The organism is Mucilaginibacter sp. UYNi724 (assembly GCF_054057495.1).
Genome location: NZ_JBSRZI010000005.1, coordinates 131,733 through 149,945, shown reverse-complemented (window position 1 = coordinate 149,945; position 18,213 = coordinate 131,733). Strand labels below are relative to the sequence as shown.

Sequence of the window (18,213 nt, the reverse complement as noted above, 5' to 3'; positions counted from 1 at the left end):
TCTCCTCAACTTCGAACCCACAATTACCAATTAAACCAGTACTTAAAATTTATTAACCACTATGAAGAGAATTTACACAATCTCGGGCTTGCTCCTATTGTTTACTTTTTTCTCAACTGCCCTATTTGCACAAAACGTTACTATTAAAGGTAAGGTTACTGATGCAAAAACCGGGGAAGCGCTTATAGGCGTATCAGTTGCTGTAAAGGGTACATCCTCAGGCTCTCAAACTGATGTCAATGGTATTTACACGGTAAGTGCCGCATCAAATGCAACACTGCAGGTATCCTACTTAGGTTATACCACGCAAGACGTTTTAATTTCTGGCCGTACCAATATCGATGTATCACTATTAAGCGCAACCAACGAGTTGCAGGGCGTAGTTGTAATCGGTTACGGCGTTCAGCGCAAACTTGATGTAACCGGTTCGGTAGCATCAGTTAAAGGCGAAGAAATTTCAAAACAAGCATCTATTAACCCGCTAAGTGCTTTACAAGGTAAAGTGGCAGGTGTGCAGATCACCAACTCAGGTTCGCCGGGGGCATCGCCAAAAGTAGTGATACGTGGCGCGGGTACCATATATGGTAACACTAACGTACTATACGTAGTTGATGGTGTTTGGTACGATGATATCAGCTTTCTTAATCCTTCGGATATTGAAAACATGAGCATCCTTAAAGATGCTTCGAGTACCGCTATCTACGGTATCAGAGCGGCCAACGGTGTTGTTTTGGTTACTACCAAAAAAGGGAAAAAAGGCACTACTACTGTTAATTACAACGGTTACGCGGGCTGGCAATCGGTTACAAACCCGGTAAAAATGGCTAATGCTACCGAATATGCTACCATTATTAATGAACTGTTTGCAAGCAATGGCTCTACACCATTATTTAGCGACCCTAACAGTTATGGCACGGGTACGGATTGGTCTAAACAAATACTGAGGGACGCATTCGTACAAAGCCACCAGGTATCGATAAACGGCGGTGCCGAAAAATCGAGCTACAACTTGTCATTAGGGATACTTGACCAAAACGGTAACATCAAAACCAACAACTACAAACGCTATACAATGCGTTTAACAGATGACTACCAACCGTACAAAAACCTAAAATTAGGTGTAAGTGCAAGCGGTTTATACAGCAAATCAAAAGATATCCCCGGTGGCATATTCCACGAAGTTTATGGCGCAGCGCCTGTTGTGCCGGTTTATTATGCCGATGGCGCTTACGGTGATCCAAGTGATTACAACCTGGGCGATGGCAATAACTACAACCCGCAAGCCTCACTTGATTTTTTCAACCAACGGTCAACTAACTTCCGTTTTACAGGTAATGTATACGCGCAGTTAACGTTCTTAAAACACTTCAACTTTAAAACAAGTGGAGGTGGCGATTTTGGCCAGGCAGAAGTTAAAAACTACAACGGATTATATGTTGCTACCTTAAAGCAACGTAACACTACCAGCGTATTAAGCCAGGACAGGACCGAAACCCGCAACTGGATCGTTGAAAATACATTGACGTACGATAACCAATTTGGCGATCACAGAATTTCGGTATTAGCCGGCCAAACCGCGCAACGCAACCAGGGTTATACATTTAACGGCCGTGCAGAGAATGTACCGGGCGGTGGCGATGAAAACCTTTACTTGTCACTTGGTACAAACCGTACCTCTACTGATGGTGGTTCATTAAATACGGCTTCATCATACTTTGGCCGTGTCAATTATGCTTTTAAAGATAAGTACCTGTTAAACGCCTCTATCCGTGATGATGCCGCTTCACAATTCTACGGCGATTTCTTACACACTACGCTTCCTTCAATAGGTGCGGGTTGGGTTATCACCAAAGAAGATTTCATGAAAGATCAGCACGTTTTTGACCTTTTAAAACTAAGGGGCAGCTGGGGTAAAGTAGGTAACGCAGGTATCCCTTATAACCCGTTAACCCCAACCATAGCACGCGACCCTTATTTAACCGCGGTGTTTGGCGGCGTGCCTTACCAGGGCGCGAGTTACAATACCGTACAGCCGGAACTTTTACGTTTAGAAATTGGCGTAGGTACCGACATTGGATTAGAAGCGGCAATGTTTAATAACCATTTAACTATTGAGGCTGATTACTATAACCGTACAACCAACAACGCTATTTTTGTTATCCCTGTTCCATCTTCAACAGGTACTTCGGGTGGTTTAATTGGCAACCAGGCTAAGATCCGTAACCGCGGTTTAGAGTTCTCTGCAACATGGAGAGGAACTGCCGGCGAATTCACTTACTCGGTTAGCGGTAATATTGGTATCAACAACAATAAATTGCTTGAAGTTGTATCGGGCAAAAACCCGTTATATCAGGGTGGTGATGGTATAGCAAACGGTGCTTTAGCAACACGTTCGGTAGTTAACGAGCCAATTGGCCAGTTTTACGGTTACAAAGTTGTGGGTATTTTCCAAACCGCAGCTGAGGTTGCATCATCCGGCCAAACCAGCGCACAGCCAGGCGACTTTAAATATGCCGATACCGATGGGGACGGAACCATTACCAGTAAAGACCGCGTGGTATTAGGTAACCCTAACCCTAAATACAACTACGGTTTTAATACCAGCTTTGGCTACAAAAACTTCGATCTGGCTTTAGATTTTCAGGGCCTTGCAGGTGTTGATGTTTACAACGCAAACATTGCCTACCGCTTTGGTAACGAAAACTACACGAAAGACTTTTATGACAACCGCTGGCATGGGCCGGGTACTTCAAATACATACCCATCAGCAAACGTAGGGTCAACCGGTAACTCGGCACCAAACTCTTTCTATGTAGAAAGCGGTGCTTATTTCAGGGTTAGGAACGCGCAATTGGGTTACACCTTGCCAAGCTCGATGCTAAATACTATCGGTATTAAACGTTTAAGAGTTTACGCTAACGCGCAAAACCCGTTAAACTTCTTTAAATACAAAGGCTTTAACCCCGAAGTTGGTGGTGGCCCCGGCAGTGCAGGTATCGATGCAAGCGTGTACCCGTTATACGCTACTTATAACTTTGGTGTTAACGTTACTTTTTAATTTAATTAAAAATGAATTACTCAAAAAATATATTGCATAAAGCAGCAGGTATTGCACTTTTTGCATCTCTTATATTATCGCAAAGCTGTAAAAAAAGCTTTTTAGATGTACCCCGCCAGGCGCAACAGCCGGCAACTCAATTCTGGCAAACTGCCGATGATGCCAAGGCCGCAGTAAGCGCCACTTATGCTAACCTGCACGAGTGGACAAACATTGCCTTTGCCCCTATGGCAATTGAAAGTGTTGGTTCTGACGATACTGAAAAAGGCAGCAGCGCAACTGACGCCACTTACATGAACGATTACGACAATTTTACTGTAACCGCAGGCCAGGGCCAGATTGGTGACTTTTGGGGTGGCGAATACAAAACAATCAACTTTGCAAACCAGGTTATTACCCGTGTGCCTGCAATTGAAATGGATGCTAATTTAAAGGCCCGTTACATTGCCGAATGTAAATTCATAAGGGCCTACGCTTACTTTAGGTTGGTTAGGGCCTTTGGCGATGTGCCTTTGCGCCTTGCTCCACCAAAAGATGCAAGCGAGTATAACATTCCGCGTACGCCAAAAGCGCAGGTCTGGGCTGCAATAGAAACAGACCTTGTAGACGCTGCCGCTATTTTGCCTGCCACCTATCCCGCTACCGATGCGGGCCGGATCACTAAAGGCGCAGCGCTTTCGTTACACGCTAAAGCTGCTATGTACCAGCAAAAATGGGCTGATGTTTTATCGTTTACCAACCAGGTAAAAGGCTTAGGTTACTCATTGTTCCCTAATTACGAGCAAATGTTCAGGACCAATAACGAGAACAATGTGGAATCGATATTTGAGATCCAGAGTGACCTTATACCGGGTAACCCTGCTGCATCAAATTCTCAGTATTCGCAAATACAGGGTGTAAGGGGTGTAACCGGTGGTGGTTGGGGCTTTAATGTACCAACCCAAAGCCTTGCGGATGCTTTTGAAACAGGCGACCCCCGCCGTGATGCATCTATCATTTTCCGCGGCGAAACTACGCCCGAGGGTGATGCGATACCGGCAACTGGTGATAACCCAATGTATAACCAAAAAGCTTACGTGCCGTTTAGCATGTTCGTAAACGGATACAACGAAGGTGTGCAGCAAAATATCCGCGTGATACGTTATGCTGATGTATTGTTAATGAATGCTGAAGCAGCCAATGAACTTGGCGACGCTACTACGGCGCTCGCAGACCTTGAACTGATTAGGGCAAGAGCAAGGGGCGGTAACAACGCAGTTTTACCAAAAGTTACCACAACCGATAAGGAAGCCTTACGTACTGCTATCTGGAAAGAAAGAAGGGTTGAGTTATCACAAGAGTATGACCGCTACTTTGACGTTATACGCCAGGGACGTGGGTTAGCCGTATTTGGCCCTAAAGGCTGGAAAGCTAACAAAAACGAAGTTTGGCCTATCCCACAGAACGAGATAGACTTAAGCTTTGGCGTATTAACTCAAAACCAGGGATACAATTAATTTTAACCTTTACATAAAATGAAAAAATTAAATATATGTTTAATAGCGGCGGCACTTGTAAGTACCGCGCTATCTTCATGTCAAAAAAAATTCGACCCATCTTCTTACGCCCCGCCGTTAAGTATTGATGGTTTCACCAGCTCAAACGAAGTCGCTCCCGAAAGCCTTGTTGCAAAATGGTCTTTTGATGGCAATTTGGTTGATAGCGTTTCAAAGGTTGCCGGTACAAACACAGGTACAACCTTTAGCACAGGTGTTAAAGGCGGTGCTTTACAAGGCGCTTTAAATAGTTATGTGTTAACAGCGCCGTCTGCCGCTGTCTCCAGCTTAACAAGCTTCACATTTGCCGAGTGGATCAACACCCCGCCACCAACTGTGGGTATCGTACCTGTTTTTGCATTAGCAAACAAAGCCGGCTTTTGGGGCAACATCGAAATATTTTTCGAGAACGGTAGCACAAACGACAACGGTTTATTGCGGATCCACATTTTTAATGGTACCGATGATAAAACCTTAGAAGTTAATGGCACAAAAAACTGGTTCGATAAATTTGTACACTTCGCGGTATCTTATGATGCAGCTACGGCAACCTGTAAAGTTTATATAAATGGTACACGCATTGTTAACCAGGCTTTTCCAGGTGTTACAGGCCCTTTAAACTTTAAAAACCAGGGTAACATCGTATTTGGCGCACCGCAGTTTATGACCACGCCAAGCCAAACAACAACCCACGGTGCTGAAGGCTGGGCAAGTTTTTTAACTGGTTCTATTGACGAAGTAAGAATATATAGCAAAGCACTATCTGACAAAGAAGTTGGCGCTATTGCTAAACTTGAAGGACGAGGAAAGTAAACATTTGATTGAGTATGAGGTTGTTCGGTGTATATCCGGGCAGCCTCTTTTTTTGAAATTTGGTTGCAGGCCAATTGATTACCAAGATGTATTGATGATGAGAGATTTAAAGATTTTTGCCGGCTTAAGTTTATTGATGGTGTTTTTTGCATGCAGTAAAGGTGGCAACACGCCAACACCAGATCCTGTTAAACCCATAACGCCTTCGTCGTTCAGTTTTGATGCCCTAAAGGTAAACGGTGTATTTAATGGTTACACCTATGCCAACGTTAACAAAACCCCGGTTATCAAAATAACCTTCTCTACCCCGGTAAATAAGGCAACTGTTGCATCAGCTGTAAGCTTAAAAGATAAAGCGGGCGCGGCGGTAAGCTTCGCTACCAGCTACGAGGATAGCGACAATACCATAGTTATAAAACCTACGCTTGCGGTTATCAGTAAATACACTTTGGATGTAAGCACAGCGCTAAGGTCTTCAAAAGATGGCGCGCTGCAATCCGGCGTAAACGTTGCCCTTGCCACGGGTATCGATTCTACTAATAAATTTACTACCATATCAGACAACCAGCTGCTTGATCTGGTTCAGAAACAAACTTTTAAGTATTTCTACGATTTTGGGCACCCGACCAGCGGCCTCGCCCGCGAGCGTAATACATCGGGCGATGTGGTTACTACGGGCGGCTCGGGCTTTGGTATTATGGCGATGGTGGTTGGTGTTAACCGTGGGTTTATCAGTCGTGCCGAGGGTGTGGCCCGCATGCAAAAAATAGTAGGTTTCCTGAAAACAAAGGCCCAAACTTTTCATGGGGCGTTCCCGCATTGGTTAAACGGCGCTACAGGCGCGGTACAGCCTTTTAGCGCATTGGATAATGGTGCCGATCTGATAGAAACTTCCTACCTGATGCAGGGCCTGCTTACCGCCCGCCAGTATTTTAACGGTGCGGGTAATGATGAAACAACCCTGCGCGCAGATATCAACACGCTTTGGAACAACGTAGAGTGGGACTGGTTTAGGCAGGGCGATCAAAACGTATTATATTGGCACTGGAGCCCCAGCAACGGTTGGGCCATCAACATGAAAATTAGCGGCTGGAACGAAGGACTGATCGCTTACGTATTGGCGGCTTCGTCTACCACGCACAGTGTGCCAAAAGCTGTTTATGACCAGGGCTGGGCTGGCAATGGCAGTATGAAGAATGGCAACACTTACTATGGTGTAAAGCTACCTTTAGGCCCACCGCAGGGCGGCCCGTTATTCTTTGCACATTATTCATTCCTGGGTATCAACCCGAATGGCTTAAGCGATGCGTACGCTAACTACGAAGAACAGAATAAAGCACATAGCAAAATCAATTACAAATACACTGTTGCCAACCCCAAAGGGTACTATGGCTATAGCACCGAAAGTTGGGGCTTAACCGCAAGCGATATTGAAGGTGGCTACACAGCCAGTTCGCCAACAAATGATGTTGGTATAATTGCGCCTACTGCGGCTATCTCATCGTTACCATATACGCCAACAGAATCAATGGCGGCGCTTAAATTTTTCTATTATAAACTGGGCGACAAAATGTGGGGGCCTTACGGCTTTTACGACGCGTATAACTTAAATAACCCGTGGTTTGCAGATTCGTACCTGGCTATTGACCAGGGGCCTATCATCGTGATGATAGAGAATTACAGAAGCGGCTTGCTGTGGAATTTATTTATGAGCTGCCCCGAAATTAAAACCGGCATGAAAGGTTTAGGCTTTACCAGCCCTAATTTATAAGAATTAAAAACTGCTATCTTAAACTAACCCGCAGTTTTTTAAACAGATCCACTAATGAAGAAAGTAATAATATCCGCCTGCCTGGCAATGGCATCGGTTTACGGCATGGCACAAAAGCCGACCGCTAAACAAGGTGGCATAAAGCCGGTAGGCATTATAAAAAACCTTAGCGACAGCGCCCTTTTAGACGTAGTACAGCGCCAAACATTCCGTTATTTTTGGGATTTTGGCCACCCGGTAAGTGGCCTTGCCCGCGAGCGCAGCAATACATCTTTCGATTATGGCAATGAAGTAGTAACCATTGGTGGCTCTGGTTTTGGCGTTATGGCCATGATAGCAGCCGATCACCGCAAGTTCATCACCCATGAACAATCTGTCGACCGGATGCTGAAGATCGTTGAGTTTTTATTCCGGGCCGATGCTTACCATGGCGTATTCCCACATTGGCTAAACGGCGAAACTGGTAAAACTATCCGCTTTGGCCGTAAGGACGATGGCGGCGACCTGGTAGAGACCGCATACCTGCTGCAAGGGCTTATCTGCGCTAAACAATACTACACCGCAAATACGCCAAAAGAACGCCGCATACGCGATGTTATCAGCTGGATCTGGGGCGAAACAGAGTGGAGCTGGTACACACACGAAGGGCGCGACAACCTGTACTGGCACTGGAGCCCCAACAACGGCTGGGCTATGAACTTCCCAATCCGTGGGTTTAATGAGTGTTTGATCACCTACATCCTTGCCGCATCGGCCGACCGCTACCCCGTTACTGCCGATGTTTACCACCGCGGTTGGGCACAAAGCGACTTTTTCAAGAACGGCAATACCTATTACGGCTACAAATTGCCTTTGGGTTTCCACTATGGCGGCCCGTTGTTCTTTTCGCAATATTCATTCCTTGGGCTTAACCCAAAAGGCTTAAGCGACCGTTATGCCAATTACTGGGAGCAGAACCTTAACCATACGCTTATTAACCGTGCCTACTGTATAGATAACCCTAAAAAGTTTAAGGGCTATGGCGAAAACTCATGGGGCTTAACCGCCAGTGATAATTACGAAGGGTACAACGCACACTCGCCGGATAATGATCTGGGTGTAATTACACCTACCGCGGCTTTATCGGCATTCCCGTACACGCCGGAGTATTCGATGAAAGCTTTGCGACATTTCTACTATGACCTTGGCGATAAGATATGGGGCGAGTATGGGTTTACCGATGCCTTTAGCGAATCCAAGGATTGGTATGCAAAATCATACCTGGCTATCGACCAGGGGCCTATCATCGTGATGATAGAGAATTATCGCAGTGGCTTGTTGTGGAACTTATTTATGAGTGCTCCCGAGATCCAAAACGGCCTCAAAAAGCTGGATTTTAAAAGCACAGCGGTAACCGCATTAAAAAATAAATAGGTTGATTTAAATCGAAACCGGTTTATTTACGTTTAGTAGAGATAACCACATTAAACGTTTACCATGATTATTAAAAAAGTAAGAATATTGGCAATGCTGGGTATTATGTACCTGGCATTTCCTTTTTTAGCGCAGGCGCAGGTTAATTCGGCATTTGATAAGGGTTCATATACTTCCAAAAAAGATACGCTGGCTTACCGTATCCTCTTCCCCAAAAAATTCGACCCGAACAAAAAATATCCGCTCATTATTGTGCTGCATGGTGCAGGTGAACGAGGTAACGACAACGAGTCGCAAATAAAATACTGCCCCAAGTTATTCCTGAATGATACCATCCGCCAGAATTACCCGGCTATAGTAGTTTTCCCGCAATGCCCGGCAGATGGGTTTTGGTCTAACGTAAAAATTAACAAAAACGACGCAGGCAAATACGTATTCAATTTCCAGGAAGGCGGCGAACCTACAAAAGCCATGAGCGCCTTATTAGGTTTAGTAGCTAATTTTCTGGACAAACCATTTGTAAACAAAAAGCAATTGTATATCGGCGGTCTTTCCATGGGTGGTATGGGTACGTTTGAAATGCTGAGGCGCAAACCAAACACCTTTGCCGCGGCTTTTGCCATATGCGGTGGCGATAACACCAATAACGTAAGCAAGTACGCTAAGAAAACTCCCTTGTGGATCTTCCACGGGTTAAAGGACAGCGTGGTACCTTTCGATCACTCACAGGTGGTGGTTGATGCCCTTAAAGCCGCCGGTGCCGACCCCAAATTTACCATTTACCCAAACGATGACCATAATAGCTGGGACGACGCCTTCGCCGAGCCACAGCTTATCCCCTGGTTATTCGCTCACAGTAAATAAATAAAGCGCCCCCGGAAGCCGGGGACGCTTTATCGTAAGGTTTAGTTGATCTTATCGTTTATTTAAAGTTCCTGAAAATTTGCCTTGTTCAACAAAAGCATCTTTACCTGCGCTGTTATGGGCAACAATATAGAATGTACCTTCGGCTTCGGTGCTGGTTAATTTGGTGATAATAACTTCGCCACCGCCTTTCATGCCGCCTGTTGCCGGTAGGTCTGTACTGTAGCTGCCAACACCTGTTGGGCTGTTAAAATCTTTTAACATGATAGCGCCGTTGCCATCATTGTTATCCTGGTCTAACTTGTAAGTACCTGTTGATGTAACATTACCCAGTACAATAGAAACAGACTCGTTACTACCATCTTTAATCGCGCTAAGCGTCCAAAGATTCCCTACTTGTACAATGCCGGCTTTTGTGCTTTTAAATGAAGCACCCGCGGTACCGTCGAAACCATAATTACTTGCAGTAACTGTAGCCGCGCCACCTGCGTTGTTGTTAGTGTTACCGTCGTCTTTTTTACATGATACCGCGTTTACGGCAATTAGCATTGTTAGTATTAATGCATGTCTAAGTTTTTTCATCGTGTTTGTTTAAGTGGTTGTTTGTTAAAACAAAGTTGACGAAAACCACTACGAGGTACAATCACCTTAAAAGGGCATATTTTACTACGTACTAACCGCAATTAAAAAATTGGAGAATGGTTACAGGGTACTATTAGATGATCTTACGTTCGTAAGCATATTTAAGCAGGCCTACCACAGTTTGGGTATTGGTTTTACGGAGGATGTTTTTGCGGTGCGTCTCAACCGTGCGCTCACTGATGAAAAGCATATCGGCAATTTGCTTATTGCCAAAATCCTGCTCAATCATCCTGATGATCTCAATCTCCCGGTCTGTAAGGCGGGATGTCTCGTCCTGGTTGCGCTTAAAGGATTTCATAAGTTGCAGCGTAATATCCGGCCCAAAATAGTTTTGGCCACATGATACCTTATTAAGCGCTTCAATTAGTTCCTGCTTGCCTGTATTTTTAAGGATATAGCCGGAGATGCCCGCGTCTATCATTTCGGCAACCACCTGGCTTTCGCTAAACATAGATAGCGCGATGATCTTAATATGCGGGAATTTCTTTTTAACCAACCGTGTAAGTTCGATGCCGCTCATTTCGGGCATGCTTACGTCGGTTAATAAAATATCTGCGTGGGTAGTGGTAAGTACATCCAGGGCGTGTGGGGCGCTGGTGCTTTCGCCAACAATATCAAACCCATTAATGGTATCGATTATTAGCCTAAGGCCGTCAATAACCATTTGGTGATCATCAACAATAAAAATACTTTTTACAACTTCCATTTGGTTTATGGGTATTAGGTTGTGCACGTGTGTATTACCATGTTAATAGTATTTCACACACCTAAAATACGCGAAATAAAAATAACACTTGTTACGCCGGTAAAAATACCGTCTACAGGGTATTTATTATTGCGCTAATCCCTAAACAAAAACAGCAACTTTTTGGGCTGCTGTTAGGAGTTTGATTATGTTGATCTAAAACTGCTCATCTTGCTCCAGTTGATCCGTGCCTGCGCTATCGTTGTTGGTGATCTGGTTATCCGCGTTTAAGTCGGTGGCGGGTTCGCTTTCGCTCAGGGTTTCGGTGATGCCATCCATATCGGCTACGGCACCGTCGTTCTTGGTTGCTTTTTCGGTGTCATCCTTATTGGTGATCACATCTTGTTCGGCCGCGTTAACTTTCGGGTCAGGTGTTGGGCTATCTGGAGTATTCATAATTATTCGGTTTATATGACTAACGAATGAGGGATGGGGTTGTTTGATACTTTACTCACGCCGGCTGCTGCGAAAAGAGGACGCGGAATCTAATTTTTCGCCGCCCGGATCGCCTAAATGTTCACGTTCACGGCCGTGAACGCACTTGTTATTTTATAAATAACTAACAATCAGGTATTTATTAAAAGCACACTACTGACAAAATGGTGCCACCACAGTGTTATAAAATTATAGTAAGTAACCCGTCGAAAAAAATCAGGCGAATTATTCGCCCCCTCCCTAACCCTCCCACGGGGAGTAAAAACAAAGACCAACAAAAAAGCCGAACGAGTTATTCGTCCGGCCTTTTCAACATTTTATTATAATTAGTTGGATTTGGTTTTTTACTGATCTCTTCCCGATAGCTATCGGGACACCTTCTCTGGTCTCTTACTTACTGTATCGGTTAATGATGTCAACAATCACCTTATTTTCCTGCAGTTGGGGAAGGTAATCAAACAGAATATAATGCTTCTCCGGGTCAGATGCTAAGGCCATCTCCAGGTAGTTTAGTGCTTCGTTATACTCACCTTTAGCAAACAGGTAAGCTACCATACGGTAGTAAAGCTCTGCTGCATCCGGGTTGTTTTTTATCGCCTGCGATATTACTTCAATGGCATCTACCAGTCGTTTTTGCTCATACATGATAGACGAATAATCCAGCCAGGCATCCACGTCAAGCGGGTTAAGTTCCACTACTTTCTCGTAGGCATCTTCAGATTCCTTCATGTGGCCAAGCTTGTACTCTGCATCGGCAATGGCAAACCAATAGTCGGCATTGGCAATATCAAGGTCTAACGCTTTTTTGTAAAAGTGCAGGGCCTCAAAATAGCGCTCTTCAAAATCAAGGGTCACACCAATTCCAAACCAGGCATCTGCCAGTTTAGGGTCCATCTTGACTGATTTTTTGTAGAACGAACGCGCCTCGTCCATCTGCTCCAGCTTTTCGTAACACTCGCCTATAGCGCAATACGTATCGGCATTGGGCTGCTCGTACTCAAACGTTTGTCGGTACACCTCAATCGCTTCGGCATATTTCTCCAGGTTAACGAGGGCATTACCTTTGTTAAAGTAGGCGGATGCAAAGCTGTCTTTGATCAGGATTGCATAATCGTAAGCGTCGATAGCTTTTTCGAACAGGCTAAGCTTGGTGTATGCGTTACCTAAGTTATACCATGCGGCATAGCTGTAGGGCTCGTTATCGATGTATTGCTGGTAAAACTGAACGCTCTCTTCCTGGTTGTCTAAAACATCGTAGCAAAATGCCAGCTCGTAAAGCGCATCCTGGTTTTCCATGTTTTGTTTAAGGCACAATTTTAGGTAGGTTATCGCGGTATCGTAATCGCCCATGTTTTGGTAAACGTAGGCAATATGCAATAGTATCTCGTCTGTTTCTTCCGAAAGGTCAAGCGCCTTTTCGTAGTTTTCCAAAGCCTCGATATTGCGCTCCATACTCTCGTAAAGGTTACCGCGGATGATGTAGATATCGGCGTCGCTCGCCTCTAGCATGGCGGCTTTATCCAGCACGGCAAACGCCTCGCTCGCGCGGTTGGTAACTACCAGCAACTGGGCTTGTTTTATCAGGAAAACCGCTGCAAATGGGTGCTGGTTGCGGGCATACTCTGATACCTGCAGCGCTTTTGCCGGGTCGTTCTTTTCTATGTAGTAGTCTATAATGTTCTCAAACGCCTGGGCGTCAAAAAAGTACTGGTCATGATTGCGGATCATTTCTTCGTACCGTTCTACCGAAAACTTTGGATCTTCGGTAAAACCAAAATCAAATTCTTCTTCCATTCAAGTTTATTTGCAGAACACCATATTTGCCGACGGATGTTTATCCGCAAGGCTTAAACATGAGTTCAAATTACAATAATAAGCCTCTATAAGTCAATTAAGTTTTCAACATACAAACATTATTAACACGCGCTAATACAAATGGCTGATAATAAATGAAAAGCATTTATGCCGGCAGTTGATGAGTTGATTAATTGCCCTAAAGATTTTTACCTTTGACAAAAGTACCAATTATGAGCTTAGCAATAAAAGATATTCTTGAACATTTACATATTAACGATATAAACCATGCCTTTAGTACGGGCAGCAATTGGGGCAGCAGCGCCGGCGCCGAAGCTAAAGATATCATATCGCCAACAGATGGTAAAAAAATAGCCACAGCAACGTTTGCTACTGCTGGTGAGTATAACACCGTGGTAGAAACCGCCCAAAAAGCGTTTAAAACATGGCGCACCATCCCGGCACCAAAACGTGGCGAGATAGTCCGCCAGATTGGTGAATCGCTCCGCGAAAATAAAAAACAACTTGGCACCCTGGTATCTTACGAGATGGGCAAAAGCCTGCAGGAAGGTTACGGCGAGGTGCAGGAAATGATAGACATCTGCGATTTTGCGGTGGGGCTTAGTCGCCAGTTATATGGCTTAACCATGCACAGCGAACGCTCGGAGCACCGCATGTATGAGCAATACCAACCGTTGGGGATTGTCGGCGTAATCTCGGCCTTTAATTTTCCGGTAGCGGTTTGGAGCTGGAATGCCATGTTGGCCTGGGTTTGTGGCGATGTTTGCATCTGGAAACCATCAGAAAAAACACCTTTAACGGCCATTGCCTGCCAGCACATCGCGCAGGAAGTGTTCAAAAGAAATAATATAGACGAAGGCGTTAGCTGCCTCATCATCGGCGACCGCCAGATAGGCGAATTAATGAGCAACGATACCCGCGTACCATTGGTATCGGCAACCGGGTCTACCCGTATGGGCAAGGCGGTAAGTGCTGCTGTTGGCGCGAGATTAGGCAAAAGCCTTTTAGAGCTTGGCGGTAACAATGCTATCATCATCACAGAAAATGCCGACCTGGATATGTCGCTTATTGGTGCCGTATTTGGCGCGGTAGGTACTGCCGGGCAGCGTTGCACCAGTACCCGCAGGCTCATTATCCACGAAACGGTTTACGATGCGTTTAAACAAAAATTGGTTAAGGCCTACGCGCAAATAAAAATTGGCGATCCGCTGAACGAGCATAACCACATGGGCCCGCTGATAGACACGGATGCGGTTGCGCTGTATCTTGATTCTATCGAAAAATGCAAAGCCGAGGGTGGCAGGTTTGTGGTTGAAGGTGGCAAGCTGGAAGGCGACGCCTATGCATCGGGCTGTTATGTTAAGCCTTGTATTGCCGAGGTAGAGAACCATTACAAGATCGTTCAGCACGAAACCTTTGCGCCCATACTTTACCTCATCAAATACCAAACCATAGAAGAAGCCATCGACTTGCAGAACGGCGTACCGCAAGGTTTATCATCGGCCATCATGACCAATAATTTACGCGAGGCAGAAACATTCCTATCATACGCGGGTTCTGATTGCGGCATTGCCAACGTTAACATCGGCACATCCGGCGCGGAGATAGGCGGTGCCTTTGGCGGCGAAAAAGAGACCGGCGGTGGCCGCGAAAGCGGATCTGACGCATGGAAAGTGTATATGAGGCGACAAACCAATACTATAAACTATTCTAAAACGTTGCCTTTAGCGCAGGGTATTAAATTTGACCTATAATTAAACCAAGCAGTTCAGCCCCACCCAAACCCTCCCCGAAAGGGAGGGCTTAAAAAAAAAAGCAAAACAAAAGTCTCCCTATCGGGGGAGATTTAGAGGGGGCTATCGGCAATGAATAATAAGTATAAACACTAAAAAGAAATATGTATAAATTCTGCAAGACCATTACGGGCCTATTACTGAGCACCGCCCTTTTAATAAGCTTTGATGTTACCGCGCAGGTTGCCCCGAAAGCCCCTGCCGAACTCCCAAAAAACTGGCACCTGATGGACCTTAAGACCGATGGCTACTACGGCATCAGTTTAAACCAGGCCTATTTATTTGTTAAGGGCAAAAAAAGCAAAACGGTTATTATAGCCACGATAGATAGCGGAATAGATACCGCGCAGGCTGATCTTAAACCGGTGCTTTGGACCAACACCAAAGAAATTCCCGGTAACGGAATTGATGATGACAAGAATGGTTATATTGATGATGTGCACGGCTGGAACTTTTTAGGCGGCCCGGGCGGCAAATGCGATTTCACCGAAACTACGGAAGAAGTACGCGAGTACAACAGGCTTAAAGGCAAATATGAGAACCTGACCAGCGCCCCTGCAGGCAGCGAAAAGGAATTTGCCTACTGGGAAAAGGTGAAGCTGCAGCACGATGCTACGCTTACCAAATCTAAAACCGAGATCCAGCAATTACAACCCGTGATGAACGCGCTGATGACTACCAGTGGTTACATTAAAAAAGCGATTAACTTAAAAAGCGACGCTTCTTTTAAAAAGACCGACCTTGTTAAGATAACTTCTAAAAGCGATACCATTACACAAAGTAAAAATGTTTGGGCCTCTGTTTTTGAGCAGCAAGGTGGCAACGAAACCAACGCCAAGATCATTAATGAGCTGAGCGAATATCTTGCTAAGTTGAACAACGATGTTAGCCCCGATCTTGAAGCCCGGAAACGTATTGTTGGCGACAACCCGGACGTGCAGGATGGCAAGCCTTACGGCAGTAATATTCTAAAATTTGCCGATGCCGAGCATGGTACCGGCGTGGCGGGCCTTATTGGCGCGGTACGTAATAACAAATATGGCATTGATGGCGTGGCCGATAACGTGCGCATTATGGCCATTAAAGGTGTACCTAACGGCGATGAGTACGATAAAGATATTGCTAACGCGATCCACTACGCGGTTGATAACGGCGCACGTGTTATTAACATGAGCTTTGGTAAAAAACTATCGCCGCATAAAGCATGGGTTGATGAGGCCTTTAAATATGCCGCTGCTAAAAACGTATTACTGATCCAGGCATCGGGTAACGACAACCAGGATATGGATGCCAAGCCGGAGTTTCCGAATGATATGTTTGAGGACGGATCGGGCATGGATGCGGATAACGTGATCAGTGTTGGCGCATCTGCCGATAAAGCTGACGCTAATCTTGCAGGCACATTCAGCAATTACGGTAAAAAGAATGTGGACATTTTTGCACCGGGTGTTAAGGTAACATCTGTAAACATGGATGCCGAATTTAATACCGCCGATGGCACCAGCTTTTCATCGCCAATAACCACAGGTATTGCAGCGTTGATATTGGAGTATTACCCAACGTTAACGGCAAAACAAGTTAAACAAGCCCTACTGGCATCCGCCACACCGGTAACCGGCCTTATGGTTTTAAAACCGGGCAGCACAACCGAAAAAGTCGACTTTACAACCCTGTCAAAAACAGGTGGCGTGGTTAATGCCTACAAAGCATTGGTTGCCGCTTCAAAAATGAAAGGCGAAGGGATATAAGTATCGCTTTAGAATATAACAAGAGAGGCCAGACTAATCGTCTGGCCTCTCTTGTTATAAAACTTGTCATCCTGAGCGATAGCGAAGGATCTATTATTGAACTATACATATCGAAGATGCATGTCGGCGATTAGATGCTTCGCTATCGCTCAGCATGACAAACTTATTGTATCTAAAATATCGCTTCCGCTATCCTCTTCGTTGGACCAGGGTTACCCATGGTATAAAAATGCAGTACCGGCGCGCCGAATTTCACCAATTCTTTACACTGCTCTATCATCCACTCTATACCAATATCTTTTACGTTCTTTTCATCCTTACAATCGTGGATGGCATCGCTTAGCCCCTCAGGGATATCGATATGGAAGGTTTTGGAAAGGTTGACCAATTGTTTTGATGTAGTAATAGGCTTTAAACCCGGGATGATGGGCACGTTGATACCCTCGGCACGGCAGCTGTTAACAAAATCAAAATACTTTTGGTTATCAAAAAACATCTGGGTAACGATGAAGCCTGCACCCGTATCAACCTTTTGCTTCAAATATTTAAAGTCGGTTTTTAAGTTTGGCGCCTCGAAGTGTTTCTCAGGATAACCGGCTACACCAATACAGAAATCTGTTTTTAAAATACCTTCGTAATGTTCGTGCAGGTAAACGCCGTTGTTCATGTTCACCACTTGCTTTAGCAGGTCGGTTGCATAGCAGTGGCCGTTGGGCGTAGGCACAAATGAAGCATCCCCACGGCGGGCATCGCCACGTAAAACCAGTACGTTATCAATACCTAAAAATTGCAGGTCAATCAGGCCATTCTCGGTTTCGTCTTTAGTGAACCCCCCACAAAGCAAATGCGGAACAGTGTCTACTTTGTATTTGTTCATGATAGCAGCACAAATAGCGATAGTGCCCGGACGCTTGCGATAAGCCAGTTTCTCCAATAAACCGGTTTCGTGTTCCTTATAAATATAATCTTCGCGCAACGAAGTCACATCAATAAACGGTGGCTTAAACTCCATCAACGGGTCGATAGCATCATAGATCCCCTGGATGCTTTGCCCTTTTAGTGGCGGGATAAGTTCGAAGGAAAACAAGGTTTTCCCTGCTGCATTTGCGATATGTTCGGTAATCTTCATATTCTTTAGTGCGTAGAGCGAGGTTAGAGGTGCGGTTAGGTTGTAATTTTGGCTTTTTGATGATTTATCAACCCTGCTAATAAAACCCTCACCCGTTTTAACTTTTCTAATAATTCCTTCAAAATATCTTCATCTATAAATTCCAAATCAAAGGATAAATATAATTGAGTTTCTAATTCATAAGCTGAGCCCCGGGCAATGAAAAAAAATCTCATAATATCTTTGGGGTGGCTTCGTCCACAACCTTCTGCAATATTTGAAGGTATCGAAATAACAGACCTTTTTATTTGCGATTGCAAACCATAAATTTCTTCTTTAGGAAAAGGCAGCAAGCAAGTATAAACCATTTTAACTAAAAGTCTTGCTTCTTTCCATGCTTCTAAATCAGTAAATATCATATTTATCTCTTATCATCAAACATGCCGCACCTCTTTCCCCGTTCTCCGCTCCTT

At 44.9% G+C, this 18,213-nt stretch carries 14 protein-coding genes; 8 read left to right on the top strand and 6 right to left on the bottom strand.

From position 1 onward, the window contains the following. The first annotated feature begins 61 nt into the window (after positions 1 to 61). From ACVW0P_RS09625 to ACVW0P_RS09600, 6 genes are all read left to right on the top strand, one after another. Positions 62 to 3,058 (top strand): SusC/RagA family TonB-linked outer membrane protein, encoded by a 2,997-nt coding sequence (locus ACVW0P_RS09625; protein WP_457131891.1) that lies wholly within the window; start codon positions 62 to 64, stop codon positions 3,056 to 3,058. 11 nt (positions 3,059 to 3,069) lie between these two features. Then, the gene (locus tag ACVW0P_RS09620; RefSeq protein WP_457131890.1) at positions 3,070 to 4,554 is read left to right on the top strand and encodes a RagB/SusD family nutrient uptake outer membrane protein; all 1,485 of its coding nucleotides are present in this window, start codon (positions 3,070 to 3,072) and stop codon (positions 4,552 to 4,554) included. Positions 4,555 to 4,572: 18 nt separating this feature from the next. Then, positions 4,573 to 5,406, top strand: coding sequence for a LamG domain-containing protein (locus ACVW0P_RS09615; RefSeq protein WP_457131889.1), 834 nt, complete (start codon positions 4,573 to 4,575; stop codon positions 5,404 to 5,406). Positions 5,407 to 5,500: 94 nt separating this feature from the next. Next, on the top strand, positions 5,501 to 7,177 hold the full coding sequence (locus ACVW0P_RS09610; RefSeq protein WP_457131888.1) for a glucoamylase family protein: 1,677 nt from the start codon (positions 5,501 to 5,503) through the stop codon (positions 7,175 to 7,177). A gap of 54 nt (positions 7,178 to 7,231) precedes the next feature. Beyond that, positions 7,232 to 8,590, top strand: coding sequence for a glucoamylase family protein (locus ACVW0P_RS09605; protein ID WP_457131887.1), 1,359 nt, complete (start codon positions 7,232 to 7,234; stop codon positions 8,588 to 8,590). A 63-nt stretch (positions 8,591 to 8,653) separates the two neighbouring features. After that, positions 8,654 to 9,454 (top strand): carboxylesterase family protein, encoded by an 801-nt coding sequence (locus ACVW0P_RS09600; protein ID WP_457131886.1) that lies wholly within the window; start codon positions 8,654 to 8,656, stop codon positions 9,452 to 9,454. A gap of 51 nt (positions 9,455 to 9,505) precedes the next feature. On the opposite strand, the gene ACVW0P_RS09595 is transcribed toward ACVW0P_RS09600, so the two are convergent. The 4 genes from ACVW0P_RS09595 to ACVW0P_RS09580 all read right to left on the bottom strand — a co-directional run bounded on the left by ACVW0P_RS09595 (position 9,506) and on the right by ACVW0P_RS09580 (position 13,070). Beyond that, positions 9,506 to 10,036 (bottom strand): hypothetical protein, encoded by a 531-nt coding sequence (locus ACVW0P_RS09595; RefSeq protein WP_457131885.1) that lies wholly within the window; start codon positions 10,034 to 10,036, stop codon positions 9,506 to 9,508. A 133-nt stretch (positions 10,037 to 10,169) separates the two neighbouring features. Beyond that, entirely contained in the window at positions 10,170 to 10,802 is a 633-nt protein-coding gene (locus ACVW0P_RS09590; RefSeq protein ID WP_457131884.1) for a response regulator, read from the bottom strand. Between the two features lie 195 nt (positions 10,803 to 10,997). Next, a complete protein-coding gene (locus tag ACVW0P_RS09585) occupies positions 10,998 to 11,237 on the bottom strand; it encodes a hypothetical protein (RefSeq protein ID WP_457131883.1) in 240 nt (79 codons plus the stop codon). Between the two features lie 429 nt (positions 11,238 to 11,666). Further along, positions 11,667 to 13,070: a tetratricopeptide repeat protein gene (locus tag ACVW0P_RS09580; protein WP_354426661.1), complete on the bottom strand. Its 1,404-nt coding sequence runs from the start codon at positions 13,068 to 13,070 to the stop codon at positions 11,667 to 11,669. Positions 13,071 to 13,303: 233 nt separating this feature from the next. Between ACVW0P_RS09580 and amaB the strand changes: the two genes are divergently transcribed. Both amaB and ACVW0P_RS09570 read left to right on the top strand, forming a co-directional pair. Continuing rightward, complete coding sequence (gene amaB / locus ACVW0P_RS09575) at positions 13,304 to 14,845, top strand: L-piperidine-6-carboxylate dehydrogenase (protein WP_457131882.1); 1,542 nt, start codon at positions 13,304 to 13,306, stop codon at positions 14,843 to 14,845. 143 nt (positions 14,846 to 14,988) lie between these two features. Next, positions 14,989 to 16,632 carry a S8 family serine peptidase gene (locus tag ACVW0P_RS09570; protein WP_457131881.1) on the top strand — a complete coding sequence of 548 codons (1,644 nt, stop codon included), beginning with the start codon at positions 14,989 to 14,991 and terminating at the stop codon, positions 16,630 to 16,632. A 172-nt stretch (positions 16,633 to 16,804) separates the two neighbouring features. Here the strand turns inward: ACVW0P_RS09570 and metF are convergent, their stop codons facing one another. Beyond that, the gene (gene metF, locus ACVW0P_RS09565; RefSeq protein ID WP_457131880.1) at positions 16,805 to 17,761 is read right to left on the bottom strand and encodes a methylenetetrahydrofolate reductase [NAD(P)H]; all 957 of its coding nucleotides are present in this window, start codon (positions 17,759 to 17,761) and stop codon (positions 16,805 to 16,807) included. A gap of 35 nt (positions 17,762 to 17,796) precedes the next feature. Then, positions 17,797 to 18,159, bottom strand: a complete 363-nt coding sequence (locus ACVW0P_RS09560; protein WP_457131879.1) for a four helix bundle protein — start codon at positions 18,157 to 18,159, stop codon at positions 17,797 to 17,799. Positions 18,160 to 18,213 lie beyond the last annotated feature (54 nt).

Coding starts and splice junctions, on each gene's coding strand:
- ACVW0P_RS09585 (WP_457131883.1), bottom strand. CDS start 11,237: ATGAATACTCCAGATAGCCCAACACCTGACCCGAAAGTTAACGCGGCC.
- amaB (WP_457131882.1), top strand. CDS start 13,304: ATGAGCTTAGCAATAAAAGATATTCTTGAACATTTACATATTAACGAT.
- ACVW0P_RS09620 (WP_457131890.1), top strand. CDS start 3,070: ATGAATTACTCAAAAAATATATTGCATAAAGCAGCAGGTATTGCACTT.
- ACVW0P_RS09595 (WP_457131885.1), bottom strand. CDS start 10,036: ATGAAAAAACTTAGACATGCATTAATACTAACAATGCTAATTGCCGTA.
- ACVW0P_RS09600 (WP_457131886.1), top strand. CDS start 8,654: ATGATTATTAAAAAAGTAAGAATATTGGCAATGCTGGGTATTATGTAC.
- ACVW0P_RS09625 (WP_457131891.1), top strand. CDS start 62: ATGAAGAGAATTTACACAATCTCGGGCTTGCTCCTATTGTTTACTTTT.
- metF (WP_457131880.1), bottom strand. CDS start 17,761: ATGAAGATTACCGAACATATCGCAAATGCAGCAGGGAAAACCTTGTTT.
- ACVW0P_RS09605 (WP_457131887.1), top strand. CDS start 7,232: ATGAAGAAAGTAATAATATCCGCCTGCCTGGCAATGGCATCGGTTTAC.
- ACVW0P_RS09610 (WP_457131888.1), top strand. CDS start 5,501: ATGATGAGAGATTTAAAGATTTTTGCCGGCTTAAGTTTATTGATGGTG.
- ACVW0P_RS09615 (WP_457131889.1), top strand. CDS start 4,573: ATGAAAAAATTAAATATATGTTTAATAGCGGCGGCACTTGTAAGTACC.
- ACVW0P_RS09570 (WP_457131881.1), top strand. CDS start 14,989: ATGTATAAATTCTGCAAGACCATTACGGGCCTATTACTGAGCACCGCC.
- ACVW0P_RS09560 (WP_457131879.1), bottom strand. CDS start 18,159: ATGATATTTACTGATTTAGAAGCATGGAAAGAAGCAAGACTTTTAGTT.
- ACVW0P_RS09590 (WP_457131884.1), bottom strand. CDS start 10,802: ATGGAAGTTGTAAAAAGTATTTTTATTGTTGATGATCACCAAATGGTT.
- ACVW0P_RS09580 (WP_354426661.1), bottom strand. CDS start 13,070: ATGGAAGAAGAATTTGATTTTGGTTTTACCGAAGATCCAAAGTTTTCG.